The organism is Candidatus Clostridium helianthi, assembly GCF_045310795.1.
Classification (GTDB): Bacteria; Bacillota; Clostridia; order Clostridiales; family Clostridiaceae; genus Clostridium; species Clostridium helianthi.
In genome coordinates this window covers 1-15,709 of record NZ_JBJIAB010000017.1, presented here as the reverse complement: position 1 = coordinate 15,709, position 15,709 = coordinate 1, and the positions used below count along the sequence as shown (strand labels likewise).

Here is a 15,709-nt window from a genome sequence, read left to right as displayed (position 1 = left end):
GCAATATATGATGTTACAAATAGAGGAGGATCACAATGAAAAACGTAAAAAAAATAGTTGTGTATGCTGTGATTATTGCAGTTGTGGTAGGGGGAGCAATTGCACTTAAAAGTAGGTTATCAGCAAGTGCAAAAGGCAAATCAACTCAAGCAGTTGCAAGCAAAACATCAGTAGAAGTACAGACAGCTAAAACAGTAGAAAAAAATGCAGGAGATGCATACAAGGCTAGTTTAGAGGCTGTTCAACAAGGTACAGTAACAAGTAAAATAGCAGCGAAAATTGTTTCCGTATCAGTTGAAAATGGACAATATGTAAATGCAGGTGATACAATAGCAACTTTAGATGATCAAGATATACAAAATAGTATAAAAACTGCACAAGCTCAAATAGCTGTAAATGAGAAACAAGTAGAAGTAGCAGAGCAATCTTTAAATGTATCCCAGGCAGCCCTGCAAAAATATAAAATTAATTTAGATGATGCTCAGCGTAATTACGAAAGACAAAAAACATTATTTGATGGTGGAGCCATATCACAAACAGATCTTCAAGCAGCGGAAAAAACTTTAAACTCAGCTAAGGCAGATTATGATTCAGGAAATGCAAGTATTCAAAGTTCACAGGCAAGTATTGAAACATCAAAAGCAAATTTAGAAGCACAGAAGGTAGCTTTAGCTAAAAACCAAAGTGATTTAGCTAATACAGTAATTAAAGCACCAATAAGTGGAGTAATAAGTGGTAAAAGTATGAATATTGGGCAAATGGCATCTACAGGTACAGCTCTTGCAATTGTTAATGATGTATCATCCGTATATGCAACAATACAGGTACCACAAGAAAAAATAAGTGAAGTAAAAATAGGACAGGCAGCTATCGTTATAGTTGAAGGAAGTGACCAAACTCATAATGGAACAATACAAACTATTGATGCAGCAGCTGATCCAACTTCAAGGGTATTTAACTGCAAAGTTAAAATAGATAACAGTGATAAGTCTTTATCGCCAGGCATTTATGGAAAGGTGACGCTTGTAAGTGATCAAAACAATGAAATAATCACTGTACCAGTTAATGCTTTGGTAGGAAATGAAGGTGACTATTATGTTTTTATTAATGATAATGGAACGGCTAAGAAAACTAAAATTACTATTGGGGAAACTAATGGTAATAATGTAGAAATAGCATCTGGCATTAAAGATGGAGATCAAATAATCTGTTCAAATACAAGTACACTGCAAGACGGTAGTGAAGTAGATGCAGTAGTAAAGCAAGATGACAGCACAGAAGACACAACTTCTAAGTAGGAGGGACCATAGGTGAATATAGCAAATATTAGTATTAAAAGACCAGTATTTATCACAGTTATCATGTTAGTTTTTGCGATTGTGGGTATGGTATGTTATGAAAGATTAGTTGTTAATGACATGCCAGAAGCTGAGAATGCATCAGTTTCAGTTTCCATTACAGAAACAGGAGGATCTCCAACAGATATAGAGACAAATGTTACAAAACCTGTAGAAGATGCAGTTGGGAAAATTTCGGGAGTTAGTCATATAACATCAACTGTAACAGAAGGAAGTTCAAGGACTAATATACAATTCGATTTAGATAAAGATCCAGAAGTTGCAGCTCAAGAAGTGAGAGATAAAGTTTCAAGTATTAGGGGGCTACCAAGTGACATAGATACACCGATTATTTCTAAATTTGATTCATCAGCAACATCAATTTTATCTGTTGCTGTTTACGGATTAGATGATAACCAACAATTATCAGATGTTGTTGATACCATTGAAAAGAAACTATACACAGTGTCTGGTATTGGATCAGTAAATATATCTGGTGAAGATACAAGGGAAATCCATATAAAATTAGATAATAATAAGCTTTTAAAGTATGGACTTGCAACAACTGATGTATCAAATGCAATTAAAAAGGATAATGTAGACCAATCTACGGGGAAAATCACCGATAAAGATAATGAGATTTCTGTTAAAATAAGCAGTAAGATAAAAAAAGTAGATGATTTTAAAAATATCTTAATAGCTAATAAAAATGGTACGGAAATCAGAGTAAAAGATATTGCAGAAGTAGAAGATGGAGTTGCAGATAGAAGCAGTTATGCATATTACGATGGAAAGCCAGCAATTGGTATTGATATAGTTAAGCAATCTGGTTCAAATACTGTTCAATTGGCAGACGATGTAAAAAAGACATTGACTAAGCTTAAATCATCTTTACCAAAAGGGGTGCATGTTGATATTGTAAGTGATGATTCAGTATCAATACAAAGCACAATAGATAGTGTTTTAGAAACTATGAGGGATGGTTGTATACTAGCAGTTGTCATAGTATTCTTATTTTTAAATGAATGGGAAAGTACCCTTATAAGTGCAACAACACTTCCAATTTCAATAATAACAACTTTTGTTTGCATGAAGGTAAAAGCTTTTTCTCTAAATACAATGACTTTAATGGCATTATCAGTTGCTGTAGGACTTTTGATAGATGATGCTATAGTTGTTATAGAAAACATTGTGCGACATTTGCATATGGGGAAATCACCAAGAGAGGCAGCTAGAGAAGCGACGTCTGAAATAGGCTTTGCCGTAATAGCTACAACATCAGCTGTTATCTCTGTATTTTTACCAGTATCAATGGTAAGTGGAACAATTGGAAGATACTTCTTTCAATTTGGCCTAACAGTTGTATTTAGTATGGCAGTCTCATTGTTTATATCCTTTACTCTTGTGCCTATGCTATCATCTAAAATGTTAAGAATAAAAAGAAATAAAAAAGAAAATATTCTTAGCAAATTCTTTAAGGGATTTAATAGTAAGTTTGATATCTTAGCGCATAAGTATTCAAGGCTTTTAGTTATGTCTCTTCATCATAGACTAATAATTATAATAGTTGCAGGAGTTATGTTTGCAGGAAGTCTTACACTTATTTCATCTCTTGGATTTACTATGATGCCATCAACAGATAATAATCAAGTGACTGTAAGTGCAAATTTTGATTCAGGTATAACATTAGATAATGCATCAGAAAAAGCTAAACAAATTGAAAGTATTATTAAGAAATATCCAGAGGTCAGTGGTATGTATACTACTGTTTCAAAAAATAGTTCATCAATTAAAATAGAACTAACAGACAAAAACAAACGTAAAGAAAATTCAAGAGATTTTGCTAGAAAACTTAGTGGAAATCTACAGAACATACCAGGAGCACAAGTGTCAGTAGCAGCTGCCTCTATGGCAAGTGGTGGAAGATCATCAAAAGATGCAACTTTTGAACTTGTTGGAGACAATAGGGAAGAGCTTCAAGCTTTTGGACAAAAAGTAAAAGAAGAATTGGCTAAAGAGTCTGGGGTAAGAGAAATAAGTAGTAATGATAAATCAGGTCTTCCAGAAATAGCTTTAGAAGTTAATCGCGATAAAGCGGCAGATTTAGGAGTAAGCAGTTCGGATGCTGCGACTACGTTAAAGACTTTATTTAGTGGTACGACTGTAACTAAGTATGATGATGGAAAAAATAGAGATAACGTAGTATTATATTTACAAAAAGATCAACGTGCAAGCCTTGATAATCTTAAACAAGTTTATGTTTCAGGTTCAAATAATAAGCTCGTTCCTCTATCAGAAGTAACAGATGAGGTTTTTGAAACAGCGTCAGCACAGTTGACTAGATATGATAGACTTGCAGAAATGCAGATATCTTGTAATATTTCAGGTTCAGCTTCAGGAACTTTCATGAATTCCTTCATGAAAAAGATTCAAACTCAAATGAATATGCCAGAAGGTATTTCGGTATCTTTAGGAGGAGCTGGGGGATCTATGACAAGCAGCCTCGGAAGTTTAGAGCAGGCAATGGCTATGGCTGCATTATTCTTATATTTAGTTATGGCAGCACAGTTTGAAAGCTTCGTTGATCCTATATCTATATTATTCTCTTTGCCACTTGCAATAATTGGAGCTGTTTTAGGTTTATTTGTTTGCAAAACTCAATTAAGTTTAATGTCTATTATAGGTATAATAATGCTTATGGGGTTAGTTGCAAAGAATGGAATATTGCTTATAGATGCAGCTAAACAAAGAATTAACGAAGGCATGGAAAGAGAAGAAGCTATCAAGCAATCGGGTTTAATAAGATTGCGACCAATAGTTATGACTACTTTAGCTATGATCTTTGGAATGATTCCTCTTGCTGTATCTAATGGCATGGGATCTGAAATGCGTGCACCAATGGCAGAAGCTGTAATTGGTGGATTAGTTACTTCTACAATTTTAACATTATTTGTAGTACCAATCATGTATACAGTTTTTGATGATTTGAAAAGAAAGTTCAGAAAAAAGATTCATTCTAGAGAATCACAAAGAACAGAAGATATGAATGGAAATATAAGTTTATAAAATGAAAGATAAAAGAGATTATTCAAATTATAAAATTATTCAAATGCATTTAATAGAAAGCAAAGCTTTGAATTGTTTAAAGAATTAAGATAAAAAATAGAATTTAATATATAGAAAAGAGATAGCAGGGAGAATGGGGGAATTGCTATCTCTTTTTGTGTTTGAGTCTGAACAATTATATTATCTGCAGAACATTGAGAAATATTCATTAAAGATAATCAAAAATTACATAAAGAGCATTGTGGCCAGTCAATCCTTTATTCCTGTGTAGGACCATTTAGATTATATTCAAATATATCATCATTATCAGACATATAAATATTGTTGTTTGAATCCACATCAGTACTATAGTAATTTTTATCAGGTAAAATGTTAAGTAAATTGCCATTAAGGTCAAATTTATAATTTCCATTAAAATTTTTTACATATAAATTATCGCTATTATCTATAGAAATTGTCTCAATGTTGATATCTTGATTATTAAGCTTTAAATCTAAATATTTAACGAAATCTCCATTAGAATTATATACATATATCTTTTTGCTATATTCACTAAAGATATAGATATTACCAGAACTATCTAATGCCAAGTCAGCATTCATACCTGGATCATCTTGATTAGCTTTTTTTATAATATTATTAAAACGAGCAAGTACTGCTCCATCAGAGTTTAACTTAAATAATGTGTTTTCTGTTGCTGAAGAAGTTAGCAAATATATATTATTATCCTTATCAACTGCTAAAGGACCATAATAATCATTTCCCTTAAAAGTTGCTGATAAACTACCATCAGCTATTTTATATTTTTGAATCGTGCTGCCAGAAGAGATATATAAATTTCCGTTCATATCTGCAGCTAGTCCTTTAATTAGTTTAGAGTCATTTTTATCTCCATTTATTTGAATCATCTTAATGAATTCACCAGAGTTATTAAACTGCTGAATCCGCCCATCAGTATAATCTGCTATCCAAACATTATTATCAGAATCTACTGTAATATATCTTGCATCATTCAGTTTCCCAGAATCTGTACCTTTCCCGCCGAATATAGCGACTAATTCTCCAGAAAAATTACTGTTATTAATAGAAAGAATTTTTATGTTTAACTCTTCAAGTTTTTTCTTGAGAGTAGAGTTTTCAGGATCAAGTTTTAATTGATCTTCTATATTAGATTTTTCTGATAAATAATTGTTAAGCTGAAGTTTTTTTGCATTCTCACTAGTATTACCACTATTGCTATCAATAATAGATTGAATTTTATTATCCAATTCCTTAAGCTTTTCTTTAAGATCGGAGTTTTCAGGGTCCATTTTTAATTGATTTTCTATTTTAGATTTCTCTGATGAATACTTATTAATCTGAACTTGTCTACCATATTCACTATCATCATTGGCTATAATAACAAAAGCTTTTGGATAAGCTTTTATATACTTTACATTGAATTTGACTCCAGTTGAAGGATAGGAGTATCTATTAAGTGAATTGTTATGAACAATATTAAAATCTGATGATAAAAAGTAAGTTGAAATAGCATTGCCATCATTCTCTGGCTTAATCATAACATTATAACGATAGACTCTTTCATTATTATATTGGTCTGATGTTGGCGAATTATCTAAAATCATAGCTTCCCCTTTTTCACCAAAATTGTCAATAATGATATTAGTTAAAAAATGTCCTACAAAGATATTAGCAATAATAATCACAAAAAAGATTATAGAAAATTTTGCTAAATAGAATTTGGCTTTTTTTGGGAAAGCAAACTGACTAATGATACCAAAAAGAATACATCCCCAAATACTCAGCACTGGGTGAGATTTTAATATAACCAAAAGAATAGCTATATATGTCATTTTATTACCTCCATAATGTAAAAAAATATTCAATACACATAACTTGTATTTTTAAGCATGTTTTTTTTATATATATTCATGATATGGGTTTTTAGATATATTGAGCAAATATAAAGTTATTCTATTTTCAAAAAATTAGTTTTAAACATATGAAATAGAATAACAAGTACAAATAGACAGAACGGTTGACTAGTTATTTTTTGATAATGCCTTATTATACCAATAATAAAATTTTCAATCAAGAAAGGATTGAGAAATATGTTATATTGTGCCAAAAGAATATATATTTTTTGTGAAATTTAGTTCCAATATTTTTATGCAGTGTATATTTGAAAATCATGGAGATACATGGAGATCTATTAAAAGAGCTAGTTAATGCATAATCTATAGATATTAGCACAGAAACTTAAATGTAATATAGGCATTTAAGTTAGAGCACAAAATGTCAGCATAGTATGTTATAATACTATTAATGTAAAAAATATGGAAAATGAAAATGACAGTTATTGAAAAAAGGAGTAATAAAATGAAAAGTGGTGTTTTTAGTAAAAGAAATTATTCTTCCATTATAATAAGTGGAATTTTGCTTGTACTTGGTTCAGGTTTACTTATTTCATGTGATTCTAATAAAGAAAAGACTATTGATTATTCTAATGGGGATAAATATGTTGGACAGATAAAGAGTGAGAAGAAGGACGGAGTAGGAACATATACTTATGCAAATGGTGATGTATATGTGGGTGAATTTAAAAATAATAAAAGAGAAGGAAAAGGTACATTAACTTATTCCAATGGTTGTAAATATACAGGCGAGTTTGCAAATGATGAAATGGAAGGTAAAGGGATATATTCTAGTCCTAATGGCGATAGATATGAAGGCTCATACAAGAATGGATTAATGGAAGGAAGCGGTACATATGTATATACAGATGGTGATGTGTATGTAGGTGAATTTAAAAATGGAAAAATGGAAGGCAATGGGGAACTAACTTATTCTACTGGCAATATCTATAAAGGTGAATTTGTAAATGATAAAATAGAAGGAAGAGGTACATTTAATTACGCAAATGGTGCAAAATACGAAGGTGAGTGTAAGGCTGGAGAAATTAATGGAATGGGAACATTAGTTTATGCTAATGGTAATAAATATGAAGGGGAATTTAAACATGATAGAGAAGATGGGACAGGCACATTGATTTTGATAAATGGAACAAAAAAGCAAGGGCAGTTTTTAAATGGTGAGTTCCAAGGATAAGATACATAAAAAGATAGTTTCAAATCTAAAGATATATTATATATAGTGATTTTGTAAAGCAAAAATTTAAACTGTATGCAATTCTTAACCCCTTAACAGACATGGTTCAGAATACATATTCTAAAGAATATGCACTCAGAATGGGGGCTTAGAGTTATTTGGTATAAAATAGAATTTATATTTAGTATTTTTTGTTTATTATGTGCTTCAATTATAGAATTGATGGAAGAAAAAACTAGGGAATAATTTTATAAGCAGTAGTTAGGCAATTCAGCTACTGCTTTTGTGGTTTATATTCCTGATAAGGGATGTTAATTGTAACTCCACTTTCATCAAATTTATAATTTGTATCATTAAGAGGAGTGTTGCCAGAAATTAGATTCATTCCTATTGTATAAATTGCATTAGCATGAGCATTTGAATCTTGTACAACAGTACCTGTCATAATACCTTGATTAATTAATTCTTGAGCTTTTGGCAAACCATCAATACCAACAGTCGGAATGTTTCTTGAGTTATAACCTTTATTATAACCATATTTTTGGAGCGTTTTAATGGCACCTATTGCCATGGCATCATTATTAGAAATTATTGCTTCAATTTTACCATCAAGTGTTAATAAAGTTGATTCCATTGAAGTTCTGCCGCATTCCTCTTCCCAATTGCAAGGTATTGATAAAAGCTCTTGAGTTTTTATTCCTGCTTCATTAATTGCTAATATAGAATATTTAGTTCTTTCAATTGTTTCTGGGCTATTAGATGGGCCCTTTAACATAATATATTGAATTATATTATCTTTATTTTTATCTAATTTTTCTTTATTAGCATTCCATGTATCTACTATGATTTTGCCTTGAATAATTCCAGACTGATCAACATCTGTATCAATAATAACAGAATTATGATAATTTTTTATAAAATTTACTATTGGTTTAGTTTTTGCATAGTATAAAATTAATGGAATGTTCTTTTGTGCTACTTTATTAAGAGTATCTTGAAGCTGATCCATATTAGTGCTGACTGGATTTAATACAAGAAGATTAAAATTCTCATTGAGTGCTTTGTCAACATCTTCATTTTGAATAACTTGGTTTCCATTAGCATTAAAAAAAGTAAATTGAACTTTATTTTCATTTTGTTTTTGAATATCCTCTAAGTTTTTCTTTACGTTAGAAATAAATAGATCACTAAAACTATTTAAAAATACACCAACTTTAAGTGGAGTTTGAGAACTAATATCCGGGCTAGCATATGTAGTTTGGCTAATAATGTATGATAAAAATATAGATATGAAAGTAAGAGACAGTATCTTTTTTAATATCTTCATTTTAATCCTCCGTGCACACTTGTCAAATTATAATATTCAATATTAGATTATCTCTCAATGAAAAATTTATACTATATGGAAATCATTTTTTAGGATTTGAAGTGCAACACTAAACGTAAAATAACATAAAAAATCGTAGGTGACTCTGGAACTGTAGATTTGAGAATTAGTCTCTCCAATAACTTCTCATAGATTTAACTTAAATATGAATTTCTAGAGAATAGAAAATAGGCTTATAAAAATAAAAGCCTATTACCTTAAAACATCACTTTCAATATAATTTAGATTTTTTCTTAGTTCAGATGCTATATTCCAAGTTATATCTCCATTTTCAAATAAAGATTGTATAGTATTTCTTTCTAGTTGCATTGCTTTAATTTGAATTTTTTTCTTTTCATACTTGCTAGCCTTTCCTAAGATTGGTTTGCTTGCAACCCAATAGACACCTTGATAATATAAAATTATTTTCTTTAGTGTTTCTTCATTTTCAGGAGTAATAATAGATTTAACATATTGAATTAAGTATTTTGCATTAGTAGAATAAAGGTCTTTCATGGCCAAGTCTTTTAATTGCTGTTCACTTCTTTTTTTGTTTTCAATTCCTCTTAATATATACCTGAGTTTTTTAATATTAAAAATTAAAGAAGAAATCCGCATTAAAGCCTCTTTGAAAATCAACGAAAAACCTTCAACTGATGACATTAATTTGATTTTATTCCTAACTGATTTTTCGTAAAAATATGCAGTTGATTCATCTATCTTATTTTCTTGTAACATCTTTCTGGTATTTTCAATTTCTTTTTTAAAACATATAAGCATCCATTTCTTTTCCTCTTTGCTGCTCCTGTTCCAGTTCTTATAATAAGAATTTCCACGTTTTAATTGATGAATACGATATTTATACTCGCTTATAATCATATTAATGTACTTTTTATTATCAATTTCTAATTTTAATTTATTTATAGTGTTAGCCCAAACTTTTATCTGTGCTTTATTCATTATCTGTAAATAATCGGTCTCTTTAGGGATATTTTTGTTAGCAAATAGGGGTAATATGAAAGTTGTAATAAGAAGTGTAGTTAGAATTACCCCAACGGACAAAAATAAAATTAATGTTCTCTCAGGAAAGGGTTCACCATTTTCTAATGCCAAAGGAATCGAAAGAACTGTAGCTAATGTGACAGCCCCTCTTACTCCTGAAAGGGAAGTTAAAAGTGCAGCGTGAAATTTAACACTTCTTTTTTCTGCTTTGCAGGCATTATCTCCAAACTTATACATAAATAAAACCCATAGATATCTAAGTGTAAGTAAGGATAATGTTATTAATAAAACATCAATGATAGCTTCAAAATTATTGATTGTAGCTTCATAAAAAGCAATTTTAATTATATTTGGCAGCTGCAATCCAACTATTATAAATATAAGACCATTTAGTACGTAGGCCAAAACTGACCAAGTATTTTCTGATACAGCATTTAGTCTAGCATTTCTAAACTTTAGTTTTTTAGATGATAGTGAATATACCATTCCAGCTACAACCACAGCTAATATACCTGAGACTTTAAATACTTCCTCTGATACAAGATATATTATAAATGGTGTTAGAATTTGAAGTAGTATTTCAACTGTAATATCTTCCATTCCAAGACTTCTTATCCAAAGCTCGAATTTAATTAGAATATGCTCTAAGACTAATCCTGCAATGATTCCTCCAATAGAGACTATAAAAAAACTTATAGTTGCATCGAATAATGAGAATGTTCCAGTTAGTGCTGCAGCTAATGCGAATTTAAAAGATACTAGTCCTGATGCGTCATTCATAAGTCCTTCGCCTTCAATAAGATGAAGCACTTTCCTTGGAAGTGAGATTTTTTTTGAAAGTACGCTGACAGCAACATAATCAGTTGGAGATAAAGCAGCTGCAAGTGCAAAAGCTGAAGGTAATGAAATAGATGGAATTAACTTATTTATAATTAATCCAACTAATATTACTGTTGCGATTACTAAAGCTAGTGCCATTAAAAGAATATTTCTTCTCTGTTTCCACAGGGATCTTTTATCTGCATTTTTTCCATCACGGAAAAGAAGAGGAGCAATAAACATTACTAGAAATGTATGAGGATCCAGCTCAATACTAAATTCTGAATGTATTATTGCAATTAGTGATCCAATTGCAATTTGTACAATAGGAACTGATAAGGAAGGTATAAATCTACTTATTATAGTTGATAGTAAAATGCAAATTAATAATATTAAGATATAAGTAAACATATATAATCCTCCTTATTTAATATTTATGTGAAAGCATATAATTAATGCTTAATGCGGAATTTAATAGGCTGACAGAAAATACACTAATTATAGTATATTAAATTGCTGAGAGTTTATGTAACAGATTTATTTCTGAAATTTAATGATGCAATTTTATATTGTACCTATATATTTTTTAGCATTAATAAATTGATGAATTAATTTTTTAGAATATATATTGCAAAAATAATCATTCATGATAATTCTAAAAATAGTACAAGAATTTTAGCTGCAATTGTGAATTGTGAATTGAAATATATTAAAAAATATTTGCTAATTTACAGTAAAACATTTATCGGTGATCAAATAGTACGAATTCTAACAATTTTCGATAAAAACAATAAGTATTGACACTAAAAGACATTACATATATAATGGCAATATGATTAAATGATGGTAAAAGTTAATATAATTAAAGTTATAATGAGTCTTGTTTTATGAAATTTATGAAATGAGACTTTTTTGTTTTTATAGCATAGCAATACTGCTTTATAATAAAATTTTGTACAACAATATTTATAAATATTTAATATACTTACGATAAAGGGGAAATAATAATGAAGTTAAAGAAAATTAAACTAAAAAGTATTAGAACCAAGCTTGTTATGAGTTTATTAGGAATATGCTTAATTCCTTTGATAATTCTCGGATTTGGTGCCAATGAACAAGCTAAATCGATCCTTAATCAAAAATTGAAACTTACAAGTCAACAAACTCTTTTAGAATTAAATGACGGAATTGATAACTATTTTAGTGGGTTTGTAAGCATGACTAAAGCATTATCAACTAATTATAATTTTGTTAATTCTGATAAAGATGAATCATACTTAGCTATAGCTAGTATGTTAAAAGATTTCAAGGAAAGTGATAACGATATCTTTAGTACATATTTTGCAAGTGTAGATGATAAATTTGAAATATATCCTAGTGAGAAAATGCCAGATGGATATAAGGCTAGTGATAGGGACTGGTATAAACAAGCAATAGAACATAAAGACCAAGTTATAATAACTTTACCATTTAAAAGTGCTCAAACTGGAAAAAATGTTGTAGCTATAGCTAAGGCGGTAGAAAAGGATGGAAAATTAGTTGGTGTATGTGCAATGAACGTATCTTTAGATGCAATTACAGAAAAGATATCAACTAAGAAAATAGGGAATACCGGATATATATTTGTTTCAGATATAGATGGTAAAAATATGATAGCACATAAGAATAAAGATTTAATTGGAACAGATGTAGCATCTAAGCAATCATTTTGGCAAGATGTAAAAAATAATAATGCAGGATTTTTAACATATGAATTTAATAATACAAAGAAATTTGGAGTATATGGGACAAACCCTACTACTGGATGGAAGGTCGTAGCTACTCTTGATGAGAAAGAAGTAACTAATGATACAGATTCAATACTTGCGACAACAGTATACATATCTTTAGTTATATTAATAATTTGTATAATGCTATCATTATTTTTAAGTAAAGGTATAGCACAAAATATTAAAAAGCTAAAAGAAGTATTTGAAAAAACTTCAAAGGGAGATTTAACTGCATCGATAAATTTATCCACAAAGGATGAATTTATGGAGCTGTCACAATCTTTTAATGATATGATATCTAATATATCAAAGCTTATAGAAAATGTTACAGAATCATCTAAAACAGTATTAGAGACATCGTCAAACCTAGCGAATATGTCAGAAGAGGTAACAGCATCAATAGAAGAAGTATCCAAATCAATAGAAGACGTTTCACATGGTGCAGTTAATCAGTCACAAAATGCTCAGCATGGGGTTTTAGAAATGAATGAGTTATCAGGTAAGTTGGATGAAATTAATGAAAACTCACATGAAATGGACAAACTTTCTGCAAACACTAAGGAATTAGGAGCAAAAGGACTATCTATGATTGACACTTTGATAGAAAAATCAGATAAGACGAAAAATGCTACAGATGAAGTTAATGGAATAGTCCAAGAAATGGCTGAAAATACTAAAACAATAGATACTATATCTGAAAAAATATCTCAAATAACAGAACAGACAAACCTTTTAGCATTAAATGCAAGCATAGAGTCAGCTCGTGCGGGTGAAGCGGGAAAAGGCTTTGCTGTTGTGGCTGAGGAAATAAGAAAACTTGCAGAACAATCTAAAGTATCTACTGAAGAAATAAAGGAGATTATTGTAAATATAAGAAATAAGTCAGATAAAGCAACAGGTGCTATTGTAACTGCTGAGAATATGGTAAAAGAACAGGAATTAGCAGTAGGTAAGACACTGGAAATATTTAAAGAGATAATAAAATCAATTGGGGTAATGAGTGCTAAGGTTAATGAGGTAAAAGCATCTGTAGTTGATATAAATAGAAGTAAACAAAGTGTAATAGCTGAAATTGAAAATATTTCATCAATATCACAAGAAACTGCAGCTGCATCAGAGGAAGTTAGTGCATCAACAGAAGAAATAGATTCTGCAATGATTAGATTCACTAAGCATGCCGAGGAACTTCAATCACTTTCAGAAAAATTGGGAGAGGAATTAGCTAGATTTAAGATATAGATAAACCAACTATAATCTATACTTATGCGTATATCTCGCCGGAATGAATAATGTACTTTTGTTCCAGTTTCTAGGTAATTATGATGGGTGATTCTAAGGCTATAAAGTTGCATCCAAAGTGCTAGCCTCAAAGAACAAGCTTTGAACTAGCACATTTGGAACAACTTATAGCCAAAGAATCACATCCATCAAAATTACCAATGAAACATTCCACAAAAGTATATTACCCATTTCTAGTTAGGATATATTTCATAGTATAAATCTAACTTATAATTGGCTTATCTATATAGATATCCAATTTAAGAATTATACTTATAGCTTGAAAAATCTGCTATATCAGAAAGGATAGGTACTCTTTTTTGCAGTGTTACATTAGAGAATATGTTGCAGGCATTTCTTCATCATAAGTTGTTCCATTTTTGCTTGTCACGAGCTTGTCTCGGGAGCATGCTGAAATGGTGCAACTTATGATGTTAGAAAGCCTCAACTTATTCTCAGTAACCGAAACAACAGAGTACCTGTCCTTTCGGTAAGTTATTGCATAAGTCTAAGTTCTATTTTGGATATCTATAATTCAACATAATAAAAATACTTTTTACGTGGTGATTAGACTATGTAAAAAGTATTTTTTAGTTTTAAATTATATAAGTTCTAGTGATATTGTATTAGATAAATCTGCTCAAAATATTATTTGGATTTAAACCCTTGCTTATTTCTAGTTGAGAGATATCATCTAACTTATAATTTATCTATATTAAATATATAACAATATTTAATATATTTATGTATCCAATAAAATAATAGAGTGTTACTATTAAATATATGTTGCAGTTTACAATGCATATTTCACAATTCACAATTATGGCTGAAATTCTAGCAATATTTTTAGAATTATGATGAAGAAGTATTTTTGCAATATAATAATATATAATACTTAAGAATAGGAATGGAGTGGGATAAATGAATAATACTATAGTGGTGAAGGCTATGAAGGAATCTGATATAGACCAAGTAATTAAACTGTGGAGAGATATTTTTGGCTCATCATTTTTAGAAGAATCTGTGACTAAAGAACAATTAATTACATATTTAAAAAAGAATCCAAAAGCCAGCTCTGTAGCATGTAACGAAGATGGAAAGGTAATTGGAGCTTTATTATGTGGCAGCGATGGTATAAGAGGATTTATATATCATATTGCTATATATAGTGAATATAGAGTTAATGAAATCGAAAAAAGAATGTTAGATCGTTCTTTAGCAAAATTGAAGGAAATTGGAATAAAAACTGGTTTTATATTTACGCAAAGCAGTAATCATGACATGGAAGTAGCTTTTAATTCTATAGGATGGGTTGTTATTCCGAATGAACTTAATTTGGGAATTTAGCCTACAAAGTAGATGTGTAGATATTATATAAATACCAGATGCACATACAGGGAACCCTATAAATATTATAATGACACCGATAATATACTTATTTGACTATAATAGATGCTATGTGGACAACTACTTCTAGTGTGTCAATATCAATAAAAGCCATGAATTTGAAGAAATATGACGAATACTATGAATAATATCATTAAATGGATGAATAATGAAGAATATAAGTATAATACAGATGATATGATAAAACACGTCGTTAAGAGACATGATTTTAGAAATAACTTAATCTTATTAGATACCTATAAGAAAGGGAAAAAATCTTTTGAGAAAGTTGTTGACAAGATTAAATAACGATGGTAAGATGTAATTCGTCGCTGAAAAGTACAAAATTCAATAACTTAAAGCTGATAAAATATTTGAGAAAAATGTTTGAAAAGTTTTAAAAAAAGGTTGTTGACAAAGTCTGAAAGCGATGATATACTGAGTAAGCTGTCAGAAACGACAGAAACTTGTAAAGCCTTGTAACAAGAAGGTTTAGAAAGAAAAATTGGTCTTTGAAAATTGAACAGAATAAGATAAATACATTTAAGTAAACCAGCAATTTTTATTTGAGTAAGCTA

General features: G+C 29.9%; 9 protein-coding genes. 6 read left to right on the top strand and 3 right to left on the bottom strand.

The window, feature by feature from the left end:
• Positions 1–35 precede the first annotated feature (35 nt).
• Together ACJDTP_RS13905 and ACJDTP_RS13900 are read left to right on the top strand one after the other, a co-directional pair.
• Positions 36–1,298, top strand: coding sequence for an efflux RND transporter periplasmic adaptor subunit (locus tag ACJDTP_RS13905; RefSeq protein WP_406761540.1), 1,263 nt, complete (start codon positions 36–38; stop codon positions 1,296–1,298).
• A gap of 12 nt (positions 1,299–1,310) precedes the next feature.
• The gene (locus ACJDTP_RS13900; protein ID WP_078116371.1) at positions 1,311–4,403 is read left to right on the top strand and encodes an efflux RND transporter permease subunit; all 3,093 of its coding nucleotides are present in this window, start codon (positions 1,311–1,313) and stop codon (positions 4,401–4,403) included.
• Between the two features lie 257 nt (positions 4,404–4,660).
• On the opposite strand, the gene ACJDTP_RS13895 is transcribed toward ACJDTP_RS13900, so the two are convergent.
• On the bottom strand, positions 4,661–6,256 hold the full coding sequence (locus ACJDTP_RS13895) for an NHL repeat-containing protein (protein ID WP_406761539.1): 1,596 nt from the start codon (positions 6,254–6,256) through the stop codon (positions 4,661–4,663).
• 526 nt (positions 6,257–6,782) lie between these two features.
• Between ACJDTP_RS13895 and ACJDTP_RS13890 the strand changes: the two genes are divergently transcribed.
• On the top strand, positions 6,783–7,511 hold the full coding sequence (locus tag ACJDTP_RS13890) for an MORN repeat-containing protein (protein WP_406761538.1): 729 nt from the start codon (positions 6,783–6,785) through the stop codon (positions 7,509–7,511).
• A gap of 274 nt (positions 7,512–7,785) precedes the next feature.
• Here the strand turns inward: ACJDTP_RS13890 and ACJDTP_RS13885 are convergent, their stop codons facing one another.
• Both ACJDTP_RS13885 and ACJDTP_RS13880 read right to left on the bottom strand, forming a co-directional pair.
• On the bottom strand, positions 7,786–8,838 hold the full coding sequence (locus ACJDTP_RS13885; protein ID WP_406761537.1) for a galactose ABC transporter substrate-binding protein: 1,053 nt from the start codon (positions 8,836–8,838) through the stop codon (positions 7,786–7,788).
• Positions 8,839–9,090: 252 nt separating this feature from the next.
• Positions 9,091–11,109 carry a Na+/H+ antiporter gene (locus tag ACJDTP_RS13880; protein ID WP_039771356.1) on the bottom strand — a complete coding sequence of 673 codons (2,019 nt, stop codon included), beginning with the start codon at positions 11,107–11,109 and terminating at the stop codon, positions 9,091–9,093.
• Positions 11,110–11,705: 596 nt separating this feature from the next.
• Between ACJDTP_RS13880 and ACJDTP_RS13875 the strand changes: the two genes are divergently transcribed.
• From ACJDTP_RS13875 to ACJDTP_RS13865, 3 genes are all read left to right on the top strand, one after another.
• Positions 11,706–13,706, top strand: coding sequence for a methyl-accepting chemotaxis protein (locus tag ACJDTP_RS13875; protein ID WP_406761536.1), 2,001 nt, complete (start codon positions 11,706–11,708; stop codon positions 13,704–13,706).
• Positions 13,707–14,666: 960 nt separating this feature from the next.
• Positions 14,667–15,092 (top strand): GNAT family N-acetyltransferase, encoded by a 426-nt coding sequence (locus ACJDTP_RS13870; protein ID WP_023975768.1) that lies wholly within the window; start codon positions 14,667–14,669, stop codon positions 15,090–15,092.
• Positions 15,093–15,272: 180 nt separating this feature from the next.
• Entirely contained in the window at positions 15,273–15,440 is a 168-nt protein-coding gene (locus ACJDTP_RS13865) for a hypothetical protein (RefSeq protein WP_161223477.1), read from the top strand.
• Positions 15,441–15,709 lie beyond the last annotated feature (269 nt).

Excerpts from the sequence above, each read along its gene's own strand:
- ACJDTP_RS13905 (WP_406761540.1), top strand. The coding sequence starts at position 36 with ATGAAAAACGTAAAAAAAATAGTTGTGTATGCTGTGATTATTGCAGTT.
- ACJDTP_RS13895 (WP_406761539.1), bottom strand. The coding sequence starts at position 6,256 with ATGACATATATAGCTATTCTTTTGGTTATATTAAAATCTCACCCAGTG.
- ACJDTP_RS13890 (WP_406761538.1), top strand. The coding sequence starts at position 6,783 with ATGAAAAGTGGTGTTTTTAGTAAAAGAAATTATTCTTCCATTATAATA.
- ACJDTP_RS13885 (WP_406761537.1), bottom strand. The coding sequence starts at position 8,838 with ATGAAGATATTAAAAAAGATACTGTCTCTTACTTTCATATCTATATTT.
- ACJDTP_RS13880 (WP_039771356.1), bottom strand. The coding sequence starts at position 11,109 with ATGTTTACTTATATCTTAATATTATTAATTTGCATTTTACTATCAACT.
- ACJDTP_RS13875 (WP_406761536.1), top strand. The coding sequence starts at position 11,706 with ATGAAGTTAAAGAAAATTAAACTAAAAAGTATTAGAACCAAGCTTGTT.
- ACJDTP_RS13870 (WP_023975768.1), top strand. The coding sequence starts at position 14,667 with ATGAATAATACTATAGTGGTGAAGGCTATGAAGGAATCTGATATAGAC.
- ACJDTP_RS13865 (WP_161223477.1), top strand. The coding sequence starts at position 15,273 with ATGAATAATATCATTAAATGGATGAATAATGAAGAATATAAGTATAAT.